Origin of the sequence: Natrinema versiforme (assembly GCF_005576615.1) — an archaeon.
Classification (GTDB): Archaea; Halobacteriota; Halobacteria; order Halobacteriales; family Natrialbaceae; genus Natrinema; species Natrinema versiforme_A.
Window position 1 is genome coordinate 348,268 of the sequence record NZ_CP040331.1, and the last position, 22,807, is coordinate 371,074.

Annotated in this window: 20 protein-coding genes and 3 pseudogenes; 12 read left to right on the forward strand and 11 right to left on the reverse strand. The window is 54.4% G+C overall.

All coding sequences use genetic code 11. The features are described from left to right. Positions 1-142: 142 nt before the first annotated feature. Positions 143-1,039, forward strand: coding sequence for an SOSS complex subunit B family protein (locus tag FEJ81_RS20335; RefSeq protein WP_138247055.1), 897 nt, complete (start codon positions 143-145; stop codon positions 1,037-1,039). A 749-nt stretch (positions 1,040-1,788) separates the two neighbouring features. After that, the gene (tuf, locus tag FEJ81_RS20340) at positions 1,789-3,060 is read left to right on the forward strand and encodes a translation elongation factor EF-1 subunit alpha (protein ID WP_138247056.1); all 1,272 of its coding nucleotides are present in this window, start codon (positions 1,789-1,791) and stop codon (positions 3,058-3,060) included. 4 nt (positions 3,061-3,064) lie between these two features. On the opposite strand, the pseudogene FEJ81_RS23910 reads toward tuf, so the two are convergent. Then, positions 3,065-3,298 (reverse strand): annotated as a pseudogene (locus FEJ81_RS23910) (PAS domain-containing protein); the annotation flags it as partial. Positions 3,299-3,687: 389 nt separating this feature from the next. On the opposite strand from FEJ81_RS23910, the gene FEJ81_RS20350 reads away from it, so the two are divergent. Further along, positions 3,688-4,611: a transcription initiation factor IIB gene (locus FEJ81_RS20350; protein WP_138247058.1), complete on the forward strand. Its 924-nt coding sequence runs from the start codon at positions 3,688-3,690 to the stop codon at positions 4,609-4,611. Between the two features lie 117 nt (positions 4,612-4,728). On the opposite strand, the gene FEJ81_RS20355 is transcribed toward FEJ81_RS20350, so the two are convergent. Then, complete coding sequence (locus FEJ81_RS20355; RefSeq protein ID WP_006431697.1) at positions 4,729-5,016, reverse strand: amphi-Trp domain-containing protein; 288 nt, start codon at positions 5,014-5,016, stop codon at positions 4,729-4,731. Positions 5,017-5,210: 194 nt separating this feature from the next. Between FEJ81_RS20355 and FEJ81_RS20360 the strand changes: the two genes are divergently transcribed. Both FEJ81_RS20360 and FEJ81_RS20365 read left to right on the forward strand, forming a co-directional pair. After that, complete coding sequence (locus FEJ81_RS20360) at positions 5,211-6,149, forward strand: DUF955 domain-containing protein (RefSeq protein ID WP_138247059.1); 939 nt, start codon at positions 5,211-5,213, stop codon at positions 6,147-6,149. Further along, positions 6,142-6,372 carry a hypothetical protein gene (locus tag FEJ81_RS20365; RefSeq protein ID WP_138247060.1) on the forward strand — a complete coding sequence of 77 codons (231 nt, stop codon included), beginning with the start codon at positions 6,142-6,144 and terminating at the stop codon, positions 6,370-6,372. The genes FEJ81_RS20360 and FEJ81_RS20365 overlap by 8 nt, the downstream gene beginning before the upstream one ends. A 540-nt stretch (positions 6,373-6,912) precedes the next feature. Here FEJ81_RS20365 and FEJ81_RS20370 read toward each other — a convergent pair. Then, positions 6,913-7,182: a hypothetical protein gene (locus FEJ81_RS20370; protein ID WP_138247061.1), complete on the reverse strand. Its 270-nt coding sequence runs from the start codon at positions 7,180-7,182 to the stop codon at positions 6,913-6,915. A gap of 628 nt (positions 7,183-7,810) precedes the next feature. On the opposite strand from FEJ81_RS20370, the gene FEJ81_RS20380 reads away from it, so the two are divergent. Together FEJ81_RS20380 and FEJ81_RS20385 are read left to right on the forward strand one after the other, a co-directional pair. Next, positions 7,811-8,371 carry a hypothetical protein gene (locus tag FEJ81_RS20380; protein ID WP_138247063.1) on the forward strand — a complete coding sequence of 187 codons (561 nt, stop codon included), beginning with the start codon at positions 7,811-7,813 and terminating at the stop codon, positions 8,369-8,371. A gap of 468 nt (positions 8,372-8,839) precedes the next feature. After that, entirely contained in the window at positions 8,840-9,031 is a 192-nt protein-coding gene (locus FEJ81_RS20385) for a hypothetical protein (RefSeq protein ID WP_138247064.1), read from the forward strand. A gap of 145 nt (positions 9,032-9,176) precedes the next feature. Here the strand turns inward: FEJ81_RS20385 and FEJ81_RS20390 are convergent, their stop codons facing one another. Together FEJ81_RS20390 and FEJ81_RS20395 are read right to left on the reverse strand one after the other, a co-directional pair. Further along, positions 9,177-10,823 (reverse strand): MBL fold metallo-hydrolase, encoded by a 1,647-nt coding sequence (locus tag FEJ81_RS20390; protein ID WP_138247065.1) that lies wholly within the window; start codon positions 10,821-10,823, stop codon positions 9,177-9,179. A 134-nt stretch (positions 10,824-10,957) separates the two neighbouring features. Beyond that, positions 10,958-11,422: a hypothetical protein gene (locus FEJ81_RS20395; protein ID WP_138247066.1), complete on the reverse strand. Its 465-nt coding sequence runs from the start codon at positions 11,420-11,422 to the stop codon at positions 10,958-10,960. Between the two features lie 439 nt (positions 11,423-11,861). On the opposite strand from FEJ81_RS20395, the gene FEJ81_RS20400 reads away from it, so the two are divergent. Further along, positions 11,862-12,539 (forward strand): nucleotidyltransferase domain-containing protein, encoded by a 678-nt coding sequence (locus FEJ81_RS20400; protein ID WP_138247067.1) that lies wholly within the window; start codon positions 11,862-11,864, stop codon positions 12,537-12,539. After that, on the forward strand, positions 12,529-13,026 hold the full coding sequence (locus FEJ81_RS20405; protein WP_175416508.1) for a hypothetical protein: 498 nt from the start codon (positions 12,529-12,531) through the stop codon (positions 13,024-13,026). Before FEJ81_RS20400 ends, FEJ81_RS20405 begins: the two co-directional genes overlap by 11 nt. Before the next feature lie 1,488 nt (positions 13,027-14,514). Here FEJ81_RS20405 and FEJ81_RS23475 read toward each other — a convergent pair. Next, the gene (locus FEJ81_RS23475; RefSeq protein ID WP_175416509.1) at positions 14,515-14,691 is read right to left on the reverse strand and encodes a hypothetical protein; all 177 of its coding nucleotides are present in this window, start codon (positions 14,689-14,691) and stop codon (positions 14,515-14,517) included. Between the two features lie 502 nt (positions 14,692-15,193). Continuing rightward, positions 15,194-15,394, reverse strand: a complete 201-nt coding sequence (locus FEJ81_RS20415; protein WP_138247068.1) for a hypothetical protein — start codon at positions 15,392-15,394, stop codon at positions 15,194-15,196. Positions 15,395-15,539: 145 nt separating this feature from the next. Here FEJ81_RS20415 and FEJ81_RS20420 point away from each other — a divergent pair, with 145 nt between their 5' ends. Next, on the forward strand, positions 15,540-16,514 hold the full coding sequence (locus FEJ81_RS20420; RefSeq protein WP_138247069.1) for a hypothetical protein: 975 nt from the start codon (positions 15,540-15,542) through the stop codon (positions 16,512-16,514). A 4-nt stretch (positions 16,515-16,518) separates the two neighbouring features. Here FEJ81_RS20420 and FEJ81_RS20425 read toward each other — a convergent pair whose 3' ends face one another. Then, positions 16,519-16,698 (reverse strand): hypothetical protein, encoded by a 180-nt coding sequence (locus tag FEJ81_RS20425; RefSeq protein WP_138247070.1) that lies wholly within the window; start codon positions 16,696-16,698, stop codon positions 16,519-16,521. Between the two features lie 60 nt (positions 16,699-16,758). Next, on the reverse strand, positions 16,759-17,151 hold the full coding sequence (locus FEJ81_RS20430; RefSeq protein WP_138247071.1) for a hypothetical protein: 393 nt from the start codon (positions 17,149-17,151) through the stop codon (positions 16,759-16,761). A gap of 798 nt (positions 17,152-17,949) precedes the next feature. Here FEJ81_RS20430 and FEJ81_RS20440 point away from each other — a divergent pair. Beyond that, on the forward strand, positions 17,950-18,045 hold the full coding sequence (locus FEJ81_RS20440) for a hypothetical protein (RefSeq protein WP_229504826.1): 96 nt from the start codon (positions 17,950-17,952) through the stop codon (positions 18,043-18,045). 477 nt (positions 18,046-18,522) lie between these two features. Here the strand turns inward: FEJ81_RS20440 and FEJ81_RS20445 are convergent, their stop codons facing one another. Both FEJ81_RS20445 and FEJ81_RS20450 read right to left on the reverse strand, forming a co-directional pair. Further along, a complete protein-coding gene (locus FEJ81_RS20445) occupies positions 18,523-19,800 on the reverse strand; it encodes a Cdc6/Cdc18 family protein (RefSeq protein ID WP_138247073.1) in 1,278 nt (425 codons plus the stop codon). Positions 19,801-20,989: 1,189 nt separating this feature from the next. Continuing rightward, positions 20,990-21,517, reverse strand: a pseudogene (locus FEJ81_RS20450) (DNA polymerase domain-containing protein); the annotation flags it as partial. A 617-nt stretch (positions 21,518-22,134) separates the two neighbouring features. On the opposite strand from FEJ81_RS20450, the pseudogene FEJ81_RS20455 reads away from it, so the two are divergent. Continuing rightward, positions 22,135-22,691 (forward strand): annotated as a pseudogene (locus FEJ81_RS20455) (SOS response-associated peptidase); the annotation flags it as partial. Between the last annotated feature and the right edge of the window lie 116 nt (positions 22,692-22,807).

The window sequence follows — 22,807 nt, forward strand, 5'->3', positions numbered from 1 at the left end:
CTCTCGCTCGCGCCCAGTTGGGCGCTCGCGAAGGCGCGAGCGAGAGCGCGCAGATGGGTCTGTCGGTCGTTATCGTCGGAAAACCGCGATGTAGGGATCGCGGTGGCAGGCGCGTGAGCGCCTTCGGAGTGTACTGACTCCAATGTATAGTAACAACTCGAGTAGCAAGGTCGTTACGGTCGATGAACAGGCGCTCAAACAGGCGGACGAGCAGGAAGTCGATGACGATAGCTTTCCGGTCGTCGACGAGATACCGGCATTCGAGGCAACGGTCGAGCAAGAGGTCCAAGCAAAGGTGGATGCGAACCACCCGGACGGGATCGTCGATACAAACGACGACCGGATTCACGGTGTCACCCTCGAACAGGAAGAGCGGATTCAAGCCAGAGAAGCGGAACTCGAGCGGATCAGTGCACAGGCCGAGTTCGGACAACAGCAGGGACGAGCAAAGCGGGCGCGAGACATCGCTGCACGACGAAGTGCAGAGCGACGTGAGCGATTTCAGAAGCGGGCAGGGAGTGTGGATCCGAGAGCGGATCCAGAGCGGCCGGATCCCCGGACGGACCTCACACGATCGCAACTGGCGGCCGTGAACGAGCAGTCGATACGGTTGGCCGAAAAGATCGATGGCTGGTCTCGAGCGGCGATCAGTCGACGGCTGGCCGAGGCGGTCGTCGACGGACAGGATCTTCCGAGTACGGTCGTCAGCGTGTTCGAGGAGTTGCAGACAGCGCCAGGACAGATCGTACCGATCGGGACACTCGAGGATGTGAGCCGACAGAAGGTGAGCATCGAGGGGCGTGTCGAGACACTCTGGGATCCATCGCATCCAAGCATCGCTCAAGTCGGACTCATCGCAGACGACAGTGGCCAGACTCGAGTGACGATCTGGGAGAAATCAGGCGCGCCGTGGATTAAGGAAGGCGAACAAGTACGCATTCATGGGGCTGCACGGAACTGGTACGAGGGACGTGTCTCACTGGCCGTCACCGGCTGGAGCACGATTCAGTTCCCTGAACGCGGTCGATGGTGGGAGTAACTGACTAACGCGGCCTTCTTTTTTGCTACGTGCCAGACCGACCCAGACCCCACCTCCCCACCCTCCGCTCCGTGCTCGCTTGGGAAGACGAACGCAGTGAGTCTTCCCAGCTCTCGTTCGCACCGCTCACGAGACCGTCGCTGCGCGCGCAGCAACGACCTCAGAGAGGTCAGCCAAATACTATCCTAGCAGATCATTCCGTACCATGCGGAGGAGATCAGCGACGCTCGCAGCTGGGAGACGAATAGTTACGTGCAACGGGCTCACTCGTTGCTTGAGGAACCCTGACGCCGTCGCTGCCGCCCACTGATCCAGAGTACGATCCGAGTCCCTAGCTACGGGAGAATCAAGACGATGGCTGAGAGCTCCGCACCTACATCCACAACGATTCGTACACGCTGCAATGGAACGAGCGATCCCGTCTGGAGATTCGCATCGGCATGGATCTCAAAGACAAGTACGAGTTCAGAACGTACGAACGACTTCGGTTGCCAGTTCGGGGCAAGCCGAAGTGGCGTGGAGACGGTGGTCGACTCGAAATCTCGTACGACTCGGTCGAAGAGAGCAGATCGGATGGCACTGAGGCCGACGAGTTCATCGATCACTGTGAGACACCAGTGCCACCGACCCCACTCGAGGTAGACAGCCGAGCCCGTCGTACCTCTCAATCGAACGTTCCAGTACATCCTGGTAGGGGTTTACCAGTGTCTAGCGCGTATTTCAGATGACGGATCTCGAGACGATTCATCATGAGCACAAATAAACCCCACCAGAATCTGGCCATTATCGGCCACGTCGATCACGGGAAGAGTACGCTTGTAGGACGCCTCCTCTACGAGACGGGGAGCATACCCGAGCACGTCATCGAACAGCACCGCGAGGAAGCAGAGGAGAAAGGCAAGGGTGGCTTCGAGTTCGCCTACGTCATGGACAACCTCACCGAGGAACGCGAACGCGGTGTCACCATTGATATCGCTCACCAGGAGTTCTCGACGGATACGTACGACTTCACCATCGTCGACACGCCCGGACACCGCGACTTCGTCAAGAACATGATCACTGGGGCCTCGCAGGCCGATCACGCCGTCCTCGTCGTCGCCGCTGACGACGGCGTCGCGCCCCAGACCCAGGAGCACGTCTTCTTGGCTCGGACCCTCGGGATCGACGAACTCATCGTGGGCATCAACAAGATGGATATCCCCGATTACGAGGAGTCGACCTACAACGAAGTTGTCGAGGAAGTCAAGCAGTTACTCAAGCAGGTCCAGTTCAATACCGACGACGCATCGTTCATTCCAGTTTCGGCCTTCGAGGGAGACAATGTTTCCGAGCACTCCGACAACACGCCCTGGTACGACGGTGAAACCCTGCTTGAGGCGCTAAACGATCTTCCCGAACCGAAGCCGCCAACGGACGCACCGCTGCGACTTCCGATCCAGGACGTCTACACGATTTCGGGTATTGGTACCGTCCCCGTCGGACGTATCGAGACCGGCCTCCTCAACACCGGCGACAACGTCTCCTTCCAGCCCAGCGATGTAGGCGGCGAGGTCAAGACAATTGAGATGCACCACGAAGAGGTGCCCAAGGCAGAACCCGGTGACAACGTCGGATTCAACGTCCGCGGCATCGGCAAGGACGACATCCGACGCGGTGACGTCTGTGGCCCCGCCGACGATCCGCCAAGCGTTGCTGAGACGTTCCAGGCTCAGATTGTCGTCATGCAACACCCTAGCGTAATCACCGCAGGTTACACGCCAGTCTTCCACGCTCACACGGCACAGGTCGCCTGTACGATCGAGTCGATCGACCAGAAGATCGATTCCTCGAGCGGCGAGGTCGCCGAGGAGAACCCCGACTTCATCCAGTCGGGCGACGCTGCTGTGGTCACCATCCGACCGCAAAAGCCCCTCAGCATCGAGCCGTCCAGCGAGATCCCTGAACTCGGGAGCTTCGCCATCCGCGACATGGGTCAGACCATCGCAGCCGGCAAGGTCCTCGAAGTCCACGAGCGGACCTGACAACCTGTTGGAACCCGACATAGTTCGTGACAGCGCCCGTCTCGTCTTGGACCGGCGCGATGGAGACGCGGTTCCAGAACTGGCTGCCGTCCCGTCGGTAGTTCCGCAATTCGACGGTGACCGGTTGCGCTTCATCGATCGCCGTTCGCATTGCCTCGACCGGCTCCGAATCGGTGGCCTCGCCCTGACGGAATCGACAGATCCGGCCGACGATCTCTGCCTCGTCGTAGCCGGTGAGCCGCTCGGTACCGGTGCCGGAACGATGCTCCACGTCTAGCACAGGAAAGGGGACAAGTTCCGCGAGACACCAGCTCCGCGAGGACGTTCCCGTGAAAATTGTCAGCGACCGCTGTGACGTGTCCTCCAAATAGGACGCCCTCATACTCGAGCAGTGCCGGGAGATCGCTGAGAGCTGTCGACACGAGCGGTGACCGTCGAGGCAATACCGAGATCGGCACCGAGACTGAGTGAGAACTTCCTCTCAGCACTGGCTGCGGGATCTGCGTAAGTGTCGCGCGAAGAGATCCGGTGTCTCGAGAAACACCAGTCTCTGACCGGTGTTAGAGTGGTGTTTATCACCCCAGAAGCGGCGAAGGGGCTGATCAGTTGTCCTCTTCGGAGTTATCGATGGCAACGAGAGACATCTACACGACTGCGTTTGACGAAGACGTCCAGACGACTGCAACTGACTGCCCGGACTGTGGCGGCAGCGTTCGAACAACTAATTGCGAGACGATCTGTGAGGACTGTGGACGCATCCTCGAGGAGACCCAGATAGACCGAGGACCAAACTGGGGTCGAAGTGACGAGCAAGGATCCAATAGACGAACCGGCGCACCGCTGACACCCACACGCCACGATCGCGGCCTCTCCACTGAAATCGGATACAAGCGAGACGCGAACGGAAACACCCTCTCGAGTAGGAAGCGCCGACACCTGAACCGACTGCGTCGCGAACAGTCCCGTGCTCGGTGGCAGTCAAAAGCCGAACGGAACCTCGCCTACGGTCTCAGTGAAATTCGGCGGATCGTCGCGAGTCTCGGCCTCGCACAGAGTATCCGGAATCAGGCGTGTTCGCTGTTCCGAACGGCACAGTCCGAACAGCTCTGTCGCGGACGATCGCTCGAGGCGGTGGCTGCAGCCAGTGTCTACGCCACGTCTCGGTGTAACGGACTCGGACGATCACGGGCCGAAGTCACAGCCTGTGCACGCTGTGATCAGCAGAGACTCACCACTGCCTACAACGCGATGAACGTCGAACTCGAGCTACCGACACAGCCGATTGCAGCAACGGATCGGATTCCGAGGCTTGCGACAGAACTCGAGGTTCCAGATCATGTTCGTCGACGAGCACTCAAACTCGCACAGCAGGCACGCGAACGCGGACTGACGATCGGCTGCCGGCCGAGTGGCGTCGCAGCGGGCTGTCTCTATCTCGCTGCCCAGCGCGTCGGCTTGTGTCTCTCGCAACAGCGGATCGCCGGTATCGCAGGCACATCACCGAACACGCTCCGCAGTCGGCGAGACGACTTACTCGAGATCGATACCTGAGCCAGATACAGCAACCCAGAGGGATGCTTGCAACCAGTAGTTAGTGGCGCGGTTTCTTTATTCAGATATCTGGGTGAGTATGAATTGGGTGATTCGGTAACTACAGATGCGGAGTGACTACTCGATTTCTAACTGACCACTTTTGTTGCCCTCTCCACCATCGTTCTCGTCCCATTCGAGTTCGAACTCGATACTGCGTTCAGTCATGTTGCCAGCCGGACCTTCGCGTTCAGCTTTGACCTCGAAGGTCGGCCGGGCAGGGGGGTTCAGTGTTACAGACTCGGAGCCTGCTTTCAGGTTGATGGGGTCTCCGCTTTCGAGATTGTCCGCGACTTTCCGGAGGTACGATGCAATCTCTTCTCGACTCTGGTCTCTCTCTGATTTGAACAGGACTTCTTCAGGCATACAGGAGAACGTACACAGCCTGCACCGATAAATGCGCCCGCTGTACATAACGTGATTTTCGTGCGACATTCTGAATAAAGAAAGCGTACTACTAGCTACTGTAACGGAGCCGCTCGAGCGGTCCCTCGAGTGTGTTTTTCTTCCCCCGAAGGGGTGAGGGGCGTTCCAAAATGGAGCGTCCGTCGTCACAAACAATGACTCCGAGTGACTGTTCGCAGGTGTCCTTCAACGACTCGGACACCAGACGTGAGGAGATGCAGAGCACGATGGAAACGTGGGTCGAAGACCTCGTCGACGAGGTCGATGACGCAGTCTCGAGCGATGAGTTCCAGCGGTGGCTCGATGTACAGAGCCGCTTTCACGATTATTCACATCGAAATACGCTGCTGATCAATCGCCAGTATCCAAATGCGACCCGGGTCGCCGGCTATCGGACGTGGCAAAACGAATTCGACCGTCATGTGAAAGAAGGCGAGAGCGCAATTTGGATCTGGGCACCGATCATCGCGAAGCAGTGTCCCGAGTGTGAGAACTCACCGTCGTATCACGATCGAAGTGACTGCGAATACAACGAGACACCGCCCGAGGAGTGGTCAAAAGGACTCGTCGGCTTTCGGCCAGCGCCAGTCTTCGATATTTCGCAGACGGACGGGGAACCACTGCCCGAACTCGAGACCGAAGCGACTGGAACTGCGGATGAACTGGTGCCAGCACTTCTCGAGGTAGCCTCGTCACTCACCGTGGAGGTAGATATCGTTTCTCGAGACAACTGGCCTCACGGCGATGCCAAGGGCGTCTGTCAGTACCGATCGCCTGCAGAACGACCACTCGTCGAAGCACGTGACCGTGAGAACAGCGCCGATCTCGCTGTGACGCTCGTCCACGAGTACGCTCACGCGCTGTTACACAGTGGCATCGACGACGAGACTGAACGGTCGAAACGCGAACTCGAGGCAGAAGCAGTCGGCTACATCGTCGGCCGATACTTTGGACTCGATACGAGCGGTTCGGCATTCTACCTCGCTGCGTGGCAGGGCGACGAGCCGGAAGCGATTTTCGACCGACTCGAGCGGATCAGTTCAACAGCGGCGGAGATTATCGACACCGTCGACGAGGTGATCCTAGATGAGTGACCGGGAACTCCTCTTCGAAATCATCGACACGCTCGAGACGGAAGGACTCGATCGTGACGAGTACCAACTCCACCGAATGATCGATGTCGAGTCGCTCGAGCAGCTTGTGAACTCGGCTAATCCACACGCTGGGCTCGAGCTCAGGTTCTCAGTGGGTGAGTTTCGGCTCTGCGTGACGCAGTCCGATGTGCGGATTCTTACTTCAACAGAGGAAGACAGTTGAGTGGCTTTTCCTCTTCAGCAGTGGAACGGATCGGTAGCGATCAGTGGCAGGTAATCCGCAGTCGCTATAGATGCGTATCGATCAGCGTCAGAGAACGGAATAGCCACCACTTCTATATGTTCACTTAGCCTCGTTCACTCTATCGACGATGAATGATCAGGGAAGTACAGAGGAAGTATCTATCCACTGTACCGAATGCGGAGCAGTCTATCCCGCGTTTCGGCTTCCTGATGGGACATTGACGCGGGCCAGCAACAGGCCATCTTGCCGGTGCGGAAGTGATTCATTTGTTGAATTGAAGAGTGAGGACTGAGCAGTCTGCTACCTGTCTCTATCACTACAGCCGAATTCTATATTCCCGGGTTCTCGTATCCAATTATGAGTCCTCAGTTTCAGTTCCCAGTTGTACGCTTGACTAGAGCAGGTTGGTTTTACTGTTAGAGCCGACACCAGTCTGGTACTATTGAAGTTGAACGACCGATGTAGGATATCTGGCACCAGCTATCCTCTGGAGTGTGTAGTCACATTCGAATTGTGTACTCACACGTCAGTCTCTGGCGTCGTCACACGGAGGTCTCCGTCAACCGCATAGAAGTACCCTCGCTCAAGCAGCCGGGTGAGTGCGTAGTCTGCGTCCTCGGACTCGAGAGATATATCAGTATCATTGAGAAGAACCGTAAGCGCGTGCTCTCGAGAGACTGACTGGATATCTTCCCCATCGACTGGATCGAAACAAGACGTACAGAGGACATCGTACGCGTCCACGATCCACTCCGGCAGCGGCGGCCGCGGATCAGTAAGATCATTCATCTCGCGTTCGGTACCAGAATCGTCGATATTGAACGGCTTAAAAATACCCCCACAGCAACTGGGAGCCTACCGCTGTAAGACGCCTCGTGAATTTAAGACAGAGTCGATAAGACCGTACATGGGAGTGCCACAGAACAATTCGCATGGGGTTCCTTTCAGTCTATTTAGACTGAACTGTCTGTTCACTACAGGTGCGAACGTACCGAAGCGTGCAAACATTATCTCCGGTCTTCCTCTTCTCCCTGATGTTCGCGGATCTGCCTCTCTAACTCGTGACGCCGATAATATTGCTCACCCATGGAAAATCCGAGTATCAACCCTAACGCAGCCCCAAATACGTGAAAAAGGAAGAACCCAATAATCATAAACATAACTCCGGGGACGAGAATTGAGACACTTTTTGACGCCATATTTTTATCACTACTACTTACGTCCTTATTCGTTTCTAACAGTAAGTGCGTTAGCTGTACTTACCGCTCGTCGGGTAGTCACAGAATAGATCTGCGAGCCGTTCTCTGACTCCCTCTTGGACATTCGAATCAGACTGACTCCTCCACTACGTGCCGGTCTACAAGTATTTTTCGCGCCTGACAGGTGAGGCGCGACGACGTGTGCCTCGAGAGTACCAATGAGTACAGATCAACCGATCCATCGCGAGCAGCAGCAACCCAACCATGACCGCAGTAACACAGGTGACCGAGAGCAAAGGTATTCCGGAGACGTTGCTCGACTAAACGGGCATGAACTCATCGCAATCGATGAGTGGCTCCCAGGAAGGGAACCGACACAATACGATCTCGACCTCACCGATAGCTACGAGTATCGCACACGCTACTGGCGCTGTCGGAACTGTGGGCAAGAACGCAATCGTCGCGACGAGTTCAGAGACCAGTGTGAAACACCAGCACCACCGACCCCACTCGAGGCGGAAGGGTACTCGATCAACGACCCACGAACTCGCCGTGCATTGAGCGAGGACATGGACGTCCACTTTGCCACGGCGGGCGCTCTCTACGAGGTTGTGAGTGAGAGTGGACATACCTACGAGGTCGACATCGAGAAAGAGACGTGTAGCTGTCCAGATTTCGAGCAGCGCCAGCCAGATGACGGCTGCAAGCATCTTCGGCGTGTCGATCTCGAGATTCGAACTGGACTCGTTCCTGCTCTAGATGGAACATTCATTCGATAAGAGAGAGGACTCGCTTATTCGAGGTTATTTATCTCCCTTAGAGTGGTGCAGGGGACGCGAACAAAGTCCACTGTACGATGTATGGAATCCAGATTCACAGCAATAGCGTCCGGCAGAGCTGAGACGATTCAATTCATGAAACGAGGTATCGCCAGATGACCGACCGCGACGAGTGCCGAGTACCGACCTGTACGAGACTCGCCCGTGAACAGGCAGGGTACGGCCGGTTCTGTTCAAAGCGGTGTGAACCCGCTATGAGCACCTCCAAACGGACGCTTGAGACGCCGCTCAGGAGGATGTAATCAGAGGATAGGCCAGAACAGAGTGTCAGCGATGACAAGCGGGTTCCTCTCGACGATATTCACGAGTCGGTCCTGTCAGCGTATCCCATCCCTCTCTTCTACAAATGCCCCAGTCAAGCACCGATAGTCCTGAGGTTTATCAAAGAAGCCGAACCCAACATCGGCGATGTCTCTCACCGATCGACAGGAGGATCTCCTTGTCGCAGTTGCACTGACCGAGTTCAGTGTTCACTATGAGAACGCTGATCCCGAACTCGCTGAACAGGCGTGGCAGCTTGCAGCGAACCGTCTCGTCGAGTACGACATCGGGCCTGCCGAGGCCGTCGATGCACTCGAGATAGGGGAGACGGGATTTTGATGCTCTCCTCGAGAAAACTGTAAAAGCGCCCGACGAGTGGAGGTATCAACTGTCGCCGGCGAGATTTGAATAATGCCAAGGAGGATGGTGGGTAGATCGGCCATGTCACGCGGTGGAAGTGCAATAGAGAATATATGATACCGTATTATTCGTCGCTCAGTTCTGTTTTGATAGTTACCTCGACTATGTCACCACTGTCGACATCAGCGGTCTCTAGAAGTTGCAAGACCTGCTTGTCCGCACCATCGCTCAGTACACGGGCTGAAACCGTTTCCTCGGATCGGTCGAGTGTCGTTTCAATCGCCTCGAGACGGGCGAGGACGTCTTCCTCGAACGATTGATCGCTCTGTCGGTCGTCCTCGTCACTTTCAGCTGGTTTCGAAGCGTCATTCTCAGGATCGGGATCGGAATATGGGTCCTCGATAGCTCCTGAAAACGTCTCCTCAAGGGCATCGAGATCGACACCTTCTGCCTCGAGATCGATCGACCCATGTCGACAGCGAGGGAGTGAGGCGTCGATCTCGAGTGACTGTTCTTGGAGAGCTTCCCACTGTCGGCTTTGAATTCGGCTTGCAGTCGAGTCGGTGATCCAGTCGGGGACCTGCCACTCGCCGTTCTCGTAGAGACAGTGGATCCCTGTATCGTTCGTTCCCCACGTAAAACAGCGATCGAAGCGCTGCTGAAATTTCTTGAGTGTACGTCCGCTCGCGTGCTTGATGACGACCTCTTTCGGAGCGATATCGTGGACAATGTCGGTGATCGTCTCGCTACTGGGATGGTTCGACAGTGAAAACGCCTGTGTGGTACAGCGGGTGTCTGCTGGGTCGACCTCGTCTCCCGTCGTCAATTGAACGAACGCAGCAGCAGGATCGCCGCCGATCGCCTGCAGGAGTCGCTGTGTACTGCCGGTCGTCGGCATCTCGGGGCCGGCAATCGTGATCCCGCCATCTGCCAGTACCTCGTTCGTCCGGTCGAAGACCGCTGTCGGTTCGACCCCAGGGACATCGTACTCGAGTCTGTCGTAGAGTTTCGCAGCCTGACCGACGAGCGTGATCGGAACCCCGCGTTCGAGTATTTCTGTACAGTGACCCAGCAGTGTTGCGTAGTGAACGCCCGTCAACGAACTCGCTGCGACGACCACTCGTGAGCCAGCATACGCGTGCTCGAGGGTCGACTGAAGTGACTCATTCAGTGATGTCGTGTAGGAATCGTTGCTCGCAACGTTTAGCAGGAGACAGTCGATATCGAACGGGTACGATGTTTCCAGCCCCGGAAATCCCGCACACGGTCGCGTCGTGAAGTCCCCCGAGATGAGAATGTGTTGCTCGCCGTTGAGGGGGTCGTCAGTCGCCGTCTCATCGTGAAACCTGACCAAGAACCCTGCCCCACCAGGCGTGTGGCCAGCGGCGATCGGCCGGACCTCGAGTCCGTTGAGGATCGACGTCCAGTTGTCGATCGGTTCGAGGGCGTCGAGAGCGGCGGAGACATCACCAAGGTCGTTGTCCTGTGTGGCTTCCGGAAGGGACTGCTCGAGGATAGCGGCGGTTGTGTCTGCGGTATAGATCGGAGCATTGTGTCGGACGTTCGTTGCGAGCGTGTGATAGTGATCGATATGCGGGTGTGTGAGTAGGATCGCGTTCAGATACTCATCGTCTGCAAGTAGTGTGTCGAGATTGACGCCATCTCCTGCGTCGACGAGAATACAAGCACGCGTGCCATCCGCAGCTGTAAACCGTAGCAGCGTCGATTCGTTGCCGCTGTTGATATTTGCATGTTGATAGGAGACACGCATGCGTTTTATATACATTAATCACAGTCCTGTATAAAGGCAGAGGATCTTCTTCCGAAAGTGTCACCCGGATCACGCAGTCACCGTCAGTAGCATTGAACCGACTGGTGAGAGGAGGACGGTTGAATCAGGCATTTTCACAGCGAAATTGACACACGAACTCCAGTGGACTTCGTCGCATCCTTAACCAACACAATGGTCGTACGCGCAAGATTGTTGGTTAACACTCGAGGGAGCTGATGAATCTCGACTGTCCACTCTCCTATCTCCACCAACGAGTAACAGCTGTTTCCGCTCGTTTCCAAAGCGGTACAGATTGTTGTGTTCGTCCCGAAGTTGGTCCGGATCGAAACCGGTCCCCGTTTCGCCTCAATCATGACCGTCGTATCTGCATCCGCGATCAACACGTCTGGAATCCGTTCGGCTCGCGGATCGATGCGCGTATGAAACTCGACATAAAACTCATTCGATAGTTCACCTTCGGACAGTTCTAACACCTCGGTGAGCACCGTTGACCCGAGCAATTCCAGAAACCCAAAGACAATCCGCGTCAGGTTGTCTTCACTCTCAATGTCAAGGTACCTTGCGAGTGCATCCGTCATGTCCCGAGATACGACGAGTGGTTACTTTATCTTGTTATATAATAACATTACTAGTCGATGGGTACCTCTATGGATAGCCGGAAGAAATCAAAAAGTTCCTCTCCTGAGTGTTGCCTTCCAATCGAGAGTTTGCTACACTCTGGATTCCACTGTAGATTCAGGTCCGGATGCGGACGAATCTGAGGTACCGTCTATGTGGGACCGGACGAAACAGTTGTTCGGGAGCGACTCAGAGTGATGTCAAACCCGCTGCGTAGTGTTTTTCACCCCCGGAGGGGCTGAGGGGTTTCCACATTACCCCGGAACCGTATGTCTTCTGTACAACTGCACCAGCAACACTGGCGTATCGATCAAGTACCAGCCGAACCGGACGTATCAACGTCATTGGAGAAGACCGCCTTCCCAGAAGTTATTTATGAACCGGTGAAGTAATCTATCTATGGGCAGTAAAAGTATCCAAAGAGGCGCCTCACTTGAGCTGGCAGTCCCTGTCCCTTCTACGGACCTCTTCAGTCACGCCTGTACTGGGGAGATTCTTACATTGCTTGTCGACAATCCCTATACAGCGTTCGGGATTCGGGATTTGAGTCGGGCAACGGATAATCCACATCGAAGCATTTCAGCAGCCGTTGACGACCTCAAAGCGGTTGGCTTCGTCGAGATCGAGCATAGTGGGCGGAAGAAGCTCGTTCAGATTAATCGTGCCCGACTCAGCAAGCCTGACGATCCGATTATCCAGATCCCACAAACGGAGTTTCATGCCCCGATTCGAGAACTCGTCTCGAGACTGACTAACAACGTTGACGATATCCACGGAATCGTCGTCTTCGGCAGTGTTGCTCAAGGGAATGCTGATCGCCGAAGTGATATCGATTGTTTCGTCCTCGTCGACGGTACGCAGGCGACAGCCCAGCAAACCGCCGACGAACTCACGTCGGAGTTGAACGAGGAAGTCTTCGATGGTGACCGCTACAAATTCCACGTCCTCGTCGAATCCGTTGAGAGTGCGCGACGATATGGGGATCGGCTGCGCGAAATCTTCGCCACCGGACTGACGCTTGAAGGATCCGACTCTCTCACCCAACTCAAAGAGGAGGTACTGACGAATGGACGATAGCTACGTCGACGAAGCGCTCTCCGACGCTGAGGTGTCCTTTCAGCGGACCCGTGGACAAACTGGTGAGTCCGATCTGGATGTCTCTAACACCGCTCTCGTTCAGCTACGGAAGGCCTGTCGGCTCCTCGAAGCAGCACGAACGCTCCGCGAGCAGAACGGATACTATACGGTAGTGATCGAGGCATCGTTTGTGGCCGCCGAGCGCAGTATTCAGTTCTATCTGCTGCATCGTGGACACGCATCTGGGGAGGACTTACGCTACGAACACACAGAGGTGTACCAGCAAGGTGCGAAGGTGAATTTGTTCAGCCAAGAGTTCGCTGACCGCCTTACCCAACTCTGGAAGCAAAACCGAGCCGAGGTGTACTATCGCGAGACGGTTGCCAGTGCCGAACAAGCCGATGCAATGCTGGCACTTGCCGAAGCAGTTCACCGGTATATTCTGAATGCCGCAACACTACGGCATGAATGCGTCTGCTCTCAGTGAGCGATGTGAATGAGTCTCGTCCCAAACGACCCATATATCCATTCCAGGATGACTACTCTGTGACCTTGATTCAGGTGCGCCGGAGATTTCCCGGTGGGTTTGATCGGTGAGTGAGGTACGTCTACAAGACGATGAACGCAGAACTCGGGCTTCCAGCCAAGCCCGTAACTCCCAGTGGTTTGTGCCATGACTTGCGGTAAGTACAAAGGAGTACTGATCACTCAAGAGAACTCAAAGAAGTACGCGACGGGAAGGAATTGCACCCTCGGCACCCCCGTGGAACGGGCGTGTGTTACGCTACACCACCGTCGCACTGTCTGCAACGGTACTATCGCACGTATCAGGAAAGGTTATTTAGCCGATACCGGCGCGTAAACCGCCACCATCTTGTTGCCGTGGGCCGCCGAGAAGTCACAAACCACTGTTCACTACAGCTGGGTACTGAACGCACTGTGAGTGATCAAGGAACGGCGGCCATCGAATCGTCTCATGGTTGGGCCGGTGAAACGGTTGATGACCGCCACTCTATGGGAGGGACTGGATCCGATTGTAGAGGAGTACTGCATACACAGAATTTTTATACCGGTATTGAAATTCGAGCATTAGAACAGGGAGCGAGCAGCGGTAACGACCCTTGTTGAGCGCGACGACAGCCTCTGCCGGCCCGACGTCGTGATCGATGAGGCGGCTCGCTGCGAATTGCCACGCTCTTCTCGAAAGTTCGGGATCGGCATCTTCGTAGTGGACTGAGAACTCAGTCAGTGCAACGGCGATCAGAGGTTCTCTTGTCGTTCAGTGAGCATCGCCGGCGTTGGCCGCGGATTCCTTGATAAAACTCAGGACTCGGCGAGTAGGAATCGGAGGGCGAGGGTGATGTCAGACGGATGTTTAGCACAACCGACTTCCTCGCCAGATCAACGCAGATACTATCTCCTTATCAATCTCGTGGTCACCATTCCGTATCCGATTAGGCACTTTGAGAAGCGCTGGCCAGAGGCCGACGTTGGAACCCCCTCCCTCAAGTGGTGTGTCAATCAGGTGGGGTCTGAAATCGGGACCAAGTGATGTTCGGTGAACCGACCTCAGTGTAGCGAGAGAGATGTCTCGGAGTGAATTTGGTGAATCGACCAGGTCTCCTGTCTCTCGCTATCAGAACCTCAATACTCTAATCAATTAGTTCTATTGGCCCCATAGTAGGGGAACAGCACTGTTCCGGCCGAAATAGTTGATAGCATCCCTGTTTATTCGTCGCTCGTCGGCAGAATTCCACATGGCCAGTGGGACGATTCTTGCACACTCGGAATCAGGACGGCGTTGATATAGGTCGGTCCGAACATATTCACTGTCGCGTTCTCCACTACGCGACACGAAATCAGCACCCGAACCCCACCCCAACCATGTCCTGTATCCGCCTGGCGGCCATCCCCCCTGTGCCCATCCAGGCGGTCTTTTGAGGCCTTCTCGAGGCACTCAGACGCTGAGCGATAGCTATCCGATCTCGAGCGCGTCGACGGCCTCCGCGGGTTCGACGTCGTGATCGACGAGGCAATCGGCAGCCAGCTGCCACGCCTGCTCGGCGAGCTCGGGATCAGCTTGCTCGTAGTGGACTGAGAACTCGGTCAGTGCGACGGCCATCAGGAGGTCTTCCTGTCGATCGGTAAGCATCGCCAACGTTGGCCGCGGCTTCGTATTTAAAGAACAGTATGTGAAAAGCGCCGTGTGGCCCTCTAGTGGGTACGTGACGATGGCCGTGCCTCTGACGTTGGATCGACTCGAGCTGTGGTGGGTCCGATGTCCCAGATTGGATGGATGTCATCGACAGCCCGCTTCCACCCCCAGTAGATGATTCGGCCTGTCTGGAGAAAGCGTGGTGGCTGACAGGTAAGGGTGCGCCTCAAAGAAAATGTTAGCATTTGAGCCCCCTTCCGCGTTGAGATGTGCCTCTAGGGGAGGGTCCGAGACCGAGACAATTTGGCAATTGGCATCACATCCGAATGCAATCGATCTCGGAAGGCGAGGTATGTCTCGGAATGAACCGGTTGTGAATAAACGACCGGATCTTCTCCTCTCGCCACTATCGTCTCGAGTCCGTTCCAGAATAACTCTACTTCCCAAATAGGCAGGTAACAAAGATGTTACCGGAAGATGAACGGAAGAGAAGTCCTATCTATTCGCCAGCCGACTCGTCGCTGCCGTCTTGCTGCTTCTTGGCTCGAGCAGCGTCGGTATCCGGCCAATCGTCCCGCTGGTACTCTCCTGGGTGTTCGGAGTTAACGTGCTCGAGGAGTTCAGCTGAGCCACCGGTCGCGAACGAACAGTCGGGTGATGGACATTCCCACATCTTGACCTCCCCAGTGTTGTTAGTCATCCTCGAGTCGTTTGTCGTGGCCCTGCATTAACTTCTGGAATCAGTCAAAGGACCGCGATCTCGGCTATGGACTGGCGGCCGATGAGTAGCTATACTAGGTCAATTATATCCTAGATTTATATAATTGGATATTTATAGTTCTTGCATGGGGACAAAACGTAGATCTGTGATAGCAACACTGGGTAGTGGTCTACTCATCTGTGGTGGTTCTAGTGCAGTACAGGCGACCAACAGTGGGGATAACGATAACAATAGTATAGAGGATCAGTTATTAAATGATATTGAGAGGTCTATCGGAAACATCGGTAATGAATTTTACAACAAAAAAGAGGCAGGTCCAGAAGACCTCGCAAGTTCTGTATCGAAGTTTGATGCAGAAGGTGAATTCGACCTCGAGAAATTCAAGAAGGGTGCGTGGGATGCTAACCGCCAAACATACCGTCTCCAGCACATTGCTGAACTACTGAACACGGACTTCGGAGCAAAGATCCCCACAAGCTATATCGACGACATAAGTGTCTCAGCAGGAAAAATAAGCTCATACCTCCCGCTCGTAGCTGCTGGTCAGAATTTGATTGAGGCTGGAAAGAACTATCAGAAAGCGAAAAACAAAGACAACAATGTCGAAGAAGCAGAAGAGGAATTAGTAATCTCGATGCTGCTCTTCGTATGTGAACTCTGTCTTCTACAGTCTACAGCTACCTACCGACTTTCATTCAGCGGAACACGATATGTGGCGAATATGGGACTTGTCCGATTCCGGGCGATCTTAGGTATGCGTGGATATGCTCTCATACTAAGTGAGGTCCACTGGGCTATTCGAGGTAAATTAGCTGGTGTACAAAGTAGAATTGTTGAGAAGTCTGCAACTATTGTAGCGGAGCACCGTTCCGAAGTTCTCGCGGTAGACTATATTTCGCGAGAAGATCTGATTGAACTGGCGAATCTTAATGAAGACTCTCTCGACTATGAATTTCTGAATGAGAGTGTATCCAATGAAACTCAGGGAGGCAGCGCACCACCTGTAGTTGTTCCTGACCAAGATACTACACCTGGTTTTGGATTTATAGCTACAGCTGTAGGTGCCCTACTGGCAATCAAATACTTTGTATCTGAGTGAAATTTCATCTCCCAATTTCGAGCGCGTCGACGGCCTCGAGCAGTTCGACATCGTGATCGACGAGGCGATCGGCAGCCAGTTGGCACGTTCGTTCGGCAAGCTCGGGATTGGCGTCTTCGTAGTAGACTGAGAACTCGGATAGTGCGACGGCGACGAGGAGGTCCTCCTGTCGATCGGTGAGCATTGCCAGCGTTGGCCGCGACTTCGGATAAAAAGGTCAGCATCCACCGTAAGCTGTGGTGAATTAAGGGAGACGCTTTGCAACGAGTTCCGGAATAGTATTTTCCCGTAGAAGTTCTTGCTGGTGGTCGATCTGACTGTTGGCGCTTTCGGCTCTCCCAGAGGCCTTTTCCCCTAGATTTTCTACAGTCTCAACGTTGCTTTCTTCCCACTCTTGGCCCCTTTCATGCCAGTCCTCAGCCATACCTCGATTGGCTTCAAGGGTATCGATCAGATTGTTCCTAATTTGAATATCTGCATTCACCGCAGTACATTTCACATCAACCAGACTTGAACACTCCACCTGTTCGATTTTTTCAGGCCCAGCGTCTGTGGCACTGTTATGCGCGGCAGCCATCGGTGTCACGAACAGTATCGACACTGCCAAGAACATCGTGAGTATCGTTGCCAGTCTCATCACACCACCAACATCCACGAGTCCATGTAAATAACTTCTGCTGAAAAATACAGCAATTAGTCAGGATGGGCTACAAATACTCTGTATTGGTACCTCAAATCTGTCTATTATGGTGATATTTGAAGTGTCTACTCAGATTGCTGCTCGTAAACTTCGATCCGTCGCTCTCTTGGGCTGCTCCTCGGGATCACCGTCCTTGCAGACGACGTCGCGAAGTTCCTCAAGCAACTCCGTGTGGGGCCCTGGGGACCGACCGACACGACCTACTACCGCTGTACCGAGTGCCACGCCGGCGGTCATATCGCCGACGACAGGGGTAATGAGGTCCGCCAGGGTGGCATCTGCCCACCACTTCGGAACTACGCAACGCGGAGGGCTAGAGCAAGAGCGACAACGCAATCCGGAACAGCCAACCAGGTAGCGCTCAAGGGCATCGCCACCTCCCTATACGGGAAGTCGACTCCGGATGCGACATAACGCATGTTCCGCTTCGGGAAGCGCTCCCGCTCCCGCTGCGATCGCGACGGCGAAGTATGCCGGCGAGATTGTCTCGAACCCCATCAGGGACGCAATCGTCCCGACGATACCACCCGCAATCAAGACGAGCCCGGCTGCGTACCGGAGTAGCTCATTCACCCTATCCATGTGATCATATAGCACACAGGTCAAATTCAGAGTATCGCTTGCGATCAGGACAGACGAACGTTGAGCACGGTGATAAACGATGAGCGACGACCTCGAAACGGTCGACGAGCCGTCGATCGCTGATCTGCAGGACCAGTCGATCATATCGAACGAATCGCAGATAGCGGCCACCCACTCGAGGAGTCGAATCTCCAGACACTGTGTACGTACTGCACGAAGCAAAGACGGCCGACGAGAACAGTACGATAACTTGAGACACTGCACCAGACGTGACGCTGTCGGACTATCTGGAGCCATAGACTGATCCAGAACGATACAGACACACCCCTCGTTTTCAGTGAAAGGGGGTGAATGTGTGAAAACAACTCTGATCTCAGATAGAACTACATATAAAGGGTTGGCATTAAGAAAGACCATTTCTTTCCATCGCTAGTTAGAGAAATTATCTATCGACTACTACACTACTACTTTACCTATACCAAAAATAATATAATGTCCCGATCAGAGGATCCGGTCTCGAGTCGAACAGCAGGTTCTCTTGTACGGAGCCTTTCACTGAAAATCAGGGGTGGGTGTGTCTGGTATCCTCTCTTCAGCCAAGTTTCATCACGCAGTCCGGGTTGATGATAGTTGGTGTAGAAGGTGATATCAGGACACCCTTCATGTTCCGACGTATCGAGAGATACACTCGTGATCAGGGGTGTGGTGAGCGACCGAACCGGGGAGCTATGCCAGGTCTTCCAACCGGCTGTCCCGAAGCACAGATTTCAGCACGATTCCAGTGTCCTGAACCAGCCGATGCTCCAGATAACTGCCCTCACCTCGACCGCCACCAGTCCGAGTTGATTCAACGACACCGAGGAACGCCTGCTCTTTCAACAGTTCATAGACGCGATGTTCGCTGAGGATTTTTGCGTCGGCTTTCTCTGCCGTCGCTTGATAACGTTCGTAAATCCGGTTCGTCGAAAATCCGTCCTCATTCGGATTCTCTTCGGTGAGCAGCGCAAGGGAATAGAGGATGAATTTGACCTGCGTCGTCGATCCTCGTAGCAGTTCCTCGAATCGATCGATTTCAGCCCACTCTTGGGCATCACGAACGTGCTCCTCGACGACCATATCGACGTTTTCTCGCTCAGCAAGTTCGCCAGCGTGACGGAGAATTTCGATGGCCTTTCTGGCGTCACCGTGTTCCTGAGCGGCTAATGCTGCAGTCAGGGGGATCACGTCATCAGAGAGAACTCCCTCGTGGAACGCGTCTCGACGGTGCTTCATAATCTCGCGCAGTTGGTTCGCATCGTAGGGTTGGAAGACGAACTCCTCCTCACGAAGACTGGACTTGACGCGCTCGTTCAACTGGTCCCGGTACTCGATCTTGTTGCTGACTGCGATGACGCCTAAGTGGCAGTCCGCTTTCCCCGATTCGCGAGCACGCGACAGTTGCATGAGTATATCGTCGTCATCGAGTCGATCCACCTCGTCAAGGATGATAATAACTGACTCGTAGGCGGTATCCAAAATATCCCAAAGATAGTCGTAGTATTCACCACTCCCAATTCCTGCCCGTGGAATATCAAAGTCAGTCTCGTCCGTCTCGTTGAGTGTACGGGTCACCGTCCTAGCAACACGCGTCTGCGTATTGTGCTGCGCGCAGTCAACGTAAACCGAGCCAACGGACACACCGTTCGACTCCGCAGCTCGGCGAGCTCGTTCGGTAACGTGGCGAGCAACCAGCGACTTCCCCGTACCCGTTTTTCCGTAAATAATCACGTTGTTGGGCGGATCGCTACGAATGATCGGCCTGAGTTCAGCGGCAACAGCCTTGATCTCGCCATCACGACCGACGATACGTCCACTTTCAGGAACATGGCCTACTTTCAGCAGTTCCTTCCGAGCGAAAATGCTGGCACGGTCAGGGTCGTCTTCATCTAAGTTAAAGAGGGGATCGTCGGAAGGGTCCTCGTAGCCGCCGTCGAAGTCAGAGAGTTGGGATGGTTCCTCAGCCATCAACATCAGACATCGCGCACGGGAACTACTTAATGATTTGGCTACCTCGACAAGAGTGTAAATCGGGCTATGGTCATCTTCTGATGTTTTGTCTCTGGCGTATCATCCTCATAAAGAGTCGAGTCAATCCCGAGTGAAATAGGGTTCTGGACGACGGGTAACAACTTTAGTCGGCACCCCTGATCCAGAGTGAAAACACCAGAATCAGACGAGTTTGCCATACCCCCAGTCCAGAGTGAATAGCGCATCATCTAGTGAGCAGAACAAACGATCCAGGCCACACCCCTCGTCCCGAGTGTAACACCGAACGAGGCAATCATCAGTTTCCCAATGAATAAAGAAAATGTCTGACACGGCAGACACCCCTCGTCAAGAGTGAAAAACCCAACGAATAATGGAGTTCATGTATGAAATCTTTGAGAATCAGCTGGCACCCCAGGTCAAGAGTGAATCAGGAGGAACTGTGAAACCTCCTCAAGAATGCGAAAAACAGTTCCAGTGAAAGCAGACGAGTCTCAGTCAGATCGGTCGTGAACAGGATCTCCGATTTCAACCTGATGATACCGAATTGATGGAATTCATTCCAGATGCGGGATAATAGGTTTCTATGATCGATCATCAATCCAGATACGGATTGGTATCTCACGATGGATGTATGATGGAATAGAACCCACACACCCCTCGTCCAGAGTGAAAAACTTCGATAGTGTCTCAGTAGATCGGGGCGAAATCGGAGGCCGGCTCGAGGAGATAACACCGAAATCACGAGATGGGAGGGGATGTATTCATGAAACAGCCTTCACACAAACAACGACTTGCTACATATCAATATTAGTATTTCTATCTAGAAGTTTTATTACTGTCTCTTCCATACCATTCGCCAAGTGCATTCATTACAATAAGAAGGACGAAGACGGCATTCGTCCGGGTAGTTACGAACTGCTGCTCATAATCGCTATTCCTTTCTCTCTATATTTCTACGTCTTAGGCTATCTTTCCGTGGTTCTTTCTGGATACCCTTCTCGGCAACCTCCGTTTCTTGTGGACCTTGTCCCACTCTCTCGACTGGTTTTCACTCTTGACGAGGGGTGTGTGGGTCACGTGTTCCGTTTGTCTTCCTCCCACCTAGTATCGGGACAAACAGCCTCTATATTAACCAACAATCCTTCGGGACTCTCAATTTTGTTGGTTAACTCTCGTTGAGCTTGGTGAAGGCCGACAAGTTTGTTCCCCGAGTCTCATCGATTTCGCGTCGAATCTTCCTCTGACCCCATCCGAACGGTGACAGCACACTTTCGACAGCTCTGACGAGTTGGGTCTCGTAGTACGAGGCGTCGTAGGTCTCAATATCTTCGTGAGCAAGGGCGACGCGGTCCCACGAGGCTTTCTCGTCGTCGACGACTACGTACTTGATATCCTGTCCAGGATGGATGGCGAGGTTCTGGTCACGAGCCCGTTCGAGCGCCGCCACATTCTGCGTATTCTGCGTGTAGCCTTCGAGTGGCTTGGAGACGCGATTCCGTTCGACGAGCCGCTCTACAGCAACGTCTCCCGCATGGAGCGCTTCGATCGCTCTCTCGAGGCGACCGAGAACCGCTTCTGGAGACTGTGTTGCATCGAGACGCTCGAGACAGTCTCGCTGGACGTCTTCGATGAATGGCGGGGTCGACCGCTGGCGAGCCTCGATGCCTCGGATCTTGAACTCGTCGACGCCGGCGGTCGCGGGCATCTCGTACAGTGTCGAGATAATCCCGCACGTTGAACAGACCAGGATATCTAGGTTCTGATCCTCGAGGCAGTACCGAAACTCCCGCAAGAAGTTGACGTTGAAGCACGCGAGGTTCCTGACTGGATACGTGTTTAGCTGCCGTGCCTGCCGCACAAGTGGGGTGATGCGATTGATGTGTACGACGTCGACGGCGAGGACCGACTCCTCGTCGCGACGGAATCCGGGTCGTCGGGCAGTCTCTGGGTCACCAGTCTCTGAGTTATGAGGATCTCCGACGCATCAGGATGTTCTCCCATGATATGAGGTGGAAGAACTCATCTCTCAGGGTGCGACAGTACGTCAAAGGGCCACTCGATGTCGTGGCAGCTCAGATGCCTAGTAGAAACGGGAGGTCGAATCCACCATTCTAGAATCCAGGCTGAGTTGTCCGATTTCTCTCACCGCTCGCTTGTTCCGAGAATGTTTCCAGAATGTATTGGTCTGGACTGACAGCGTTAACCAACAGACCTGCTCCTCATGTGACGAATGTTGGTTAAGGCCCGAAATGTCGCCGACTACGATTCTGCGCGACCACGTTGAAGATGCTCTCCACCGAACCCGACGGTATGTGTGGACGTAATTTGCTCTTCACCGAGCAGGACGACCTCGAGGCCCGGTTCGATGCGGAGGTTGTCGCGGAGGCGGCTATACACCCCGATACAACATTGCGCCAGGTGAGGACCTACACATCATCACAAACGAGGCTTCCGACGAGATCGACGTATACCATTGGGGCCTGATACCGTTCTGGGAAGATGAGTCGGAGGAGGGAATCATCAACGTATGCTCGGCGACAGCCGACGAGAAACGTGTTCTCGAGCGGGCGTGGGAATCCCGTCTCTGCCTCGTCCTCTCGTCAGGGTTCTACGAGTGGAAAGCACCGAATGGCGGGACGAAACAGCCCTATCGGATTCACCGCGAGAATGATCTGGCGGTCGCGATGGTTGGCTTCTAGGACATCTAGGAAGGCGACGACGAGACAATCTCGTGCGTGACGATTCTCATGACGGATCCGAACGACGTGATGAAACCCATCCACGACCAGATGACGGTCGTCCTTCCAAAGGACGCTGAGTCAGACTGGCTCACCGCAGACTCGGATACCTGCTACGTCAAATGCAAGGATTGTAATTTCGAGTTGAACGTAGAGCAAGAGAAGCTCACTACCTGTCCTCACTGCTACGGCGAACTGAAAGAGATCGATGAGGAGGAATCTGATCCATGACTTCTGAAACGTCC

What these genes read in the sequence shown, in the direction of transcription:
- FEJ81_RS20400 (WP_138247067.1), top strand. Translation starts at nt 11,862, where the DNA reads ATGGGCAGTAAAAGTATCCAAAGAGGCGCCTCACTTGAGCTGGCAGTC.
- FEJ81_RS20415 (WP_138247068.1), bottom strand. Translation starts at nt 15,394, where the DNA reads ATGACTAACAACACTGGGGAGGTCAAGATGTGGGAATGTCCATCACCC.
- FEJ81_RS20425 (WP_138247070.1), bottom strand. Translation starts at nt 16,698, where the DNA reads ATGCTCACCGATCGACAGGAGGACCTCCTCGTCGCCGTCGCACTATCC.
- FEJ81_RS20395 (WP_138247066.1), bottom strand. Translation starts at nt 11,422, where the DNA reads ATGACGGATGCACTCGCAAGGTACCTTGACATTGAGAGTGAAGACAAC.
- FEJ81_RS20360 (WP_138247059.1), top strand. Translation starts at nt 5,211, where the DNA reads ATGACTCCGAGTGACTGTTCGCAGGTGTCCTTCAACGACTCGGACACC.
- FEJ81_RS20365 (WP_138247060.1), top strand. Translation starts at nt 6,142, where the DNA reads ATGAGTGACCGGGAACTCCTCTTCGAAATCATCGACACGCTCGAGACG.
- tuf (WP_138247056.1), top strand. Translation starts at nt 1,789, where the DNA reads ATGAGCACAAATAAACCCCACCAGAATCTGGCCATTATCGGCCACGTC.
- FEJ81_RS20420 (WP_138247069.1), top strand. Translation starts at nt 15,540, where the DNA reads ATGGGGACAAAACGTAGATCTGTGATAGCAACACTGGGTAGTGGTCTA.
- FEJ81_RS20380 (WP_138247063.1), top strand. Translation starts at nt 7,811, where the DNA reads ATGAGTACAGATCAACCGATCCATCGCGAGCAGCAGCAACCCAACCAT.
- FEJ81_RS20390 (WP_138247065.1), bottom strand. Translation starts at nt 10,823, where the DNA reads ATGCGTGTCTCCTATCAACATGCAAATATCAACAGCGGCAACGAATCG.
- FEJ81_RS20370 (WP_138247061.1), bottom strand. Translation starts at nt 7,182, where the DNA reads ATGAATGATCTTACTGATCCGCGGCCGCCGCTGCCGGAGTGGATCGTG.
- FEJ81_RS20350 (WP_138247058.1), top strand. Translation starts at nt 3,688, where the DNA reads ATGGCAACGAGAGACATCTACACGACTGCGTTTGACGAAGACGTCCAG.
- FEJ81_RS20385 (WP_138247064.1), top strand. Translation starts at nt 8,840, where the DNA reads ATGTCTCTCACCGATCGACAGGAGGATCTCCTTGTCGCAGTTGCACTG.
- FEJ81_RS20335 (WP_138247055.1), top strand. Translation starts at nt 143, where the DNA reads ATGTATAGTAACAACTCGAGTAGCAAGGTCGTTACGGTCGATGAACAG.
- FEJ81_RS20430 (WP_138247071.1), bottom strand. Translation starts at nt 17,151, where the DNA reads ATGAGACTGGCAACGATACTCACGATGTTCTTGGCAGTGTCGATACTG.
- FEJ81_RS20445 (WP_138247073.1), bottom strand. Translation starts at nt 19,800, where the DNA reads ATGGCTGAGGAACCATCCCAACTCTCTGACTTCGACGGCGGCTACGAG.
- FEJ81_RS20405 (WP_175416508.1), top strand. Translation starts at nt 12,529, where the DNA reads ATGGACGATAGCTACGTCGACGAAGCGCTCTCCGACGCTGAGGTGTCC.
- FEJ81_RS20355 (WP_006431697.1), bottom strand. Translation starts at nt 5,016, where the DNA reads ATGCCTGAAGAAGTCCTGTTCAAATCAGAGAGAGACCAGAGTCGAGAA.
- FEJ81_RS23475 (WP_175416509.1), bottom strand. Translation starts at nt 14,691, where the DNA reads ATGCTTACCGATCGACAGGAAGACCTCCTGATGGCCGTCGCACTGACC.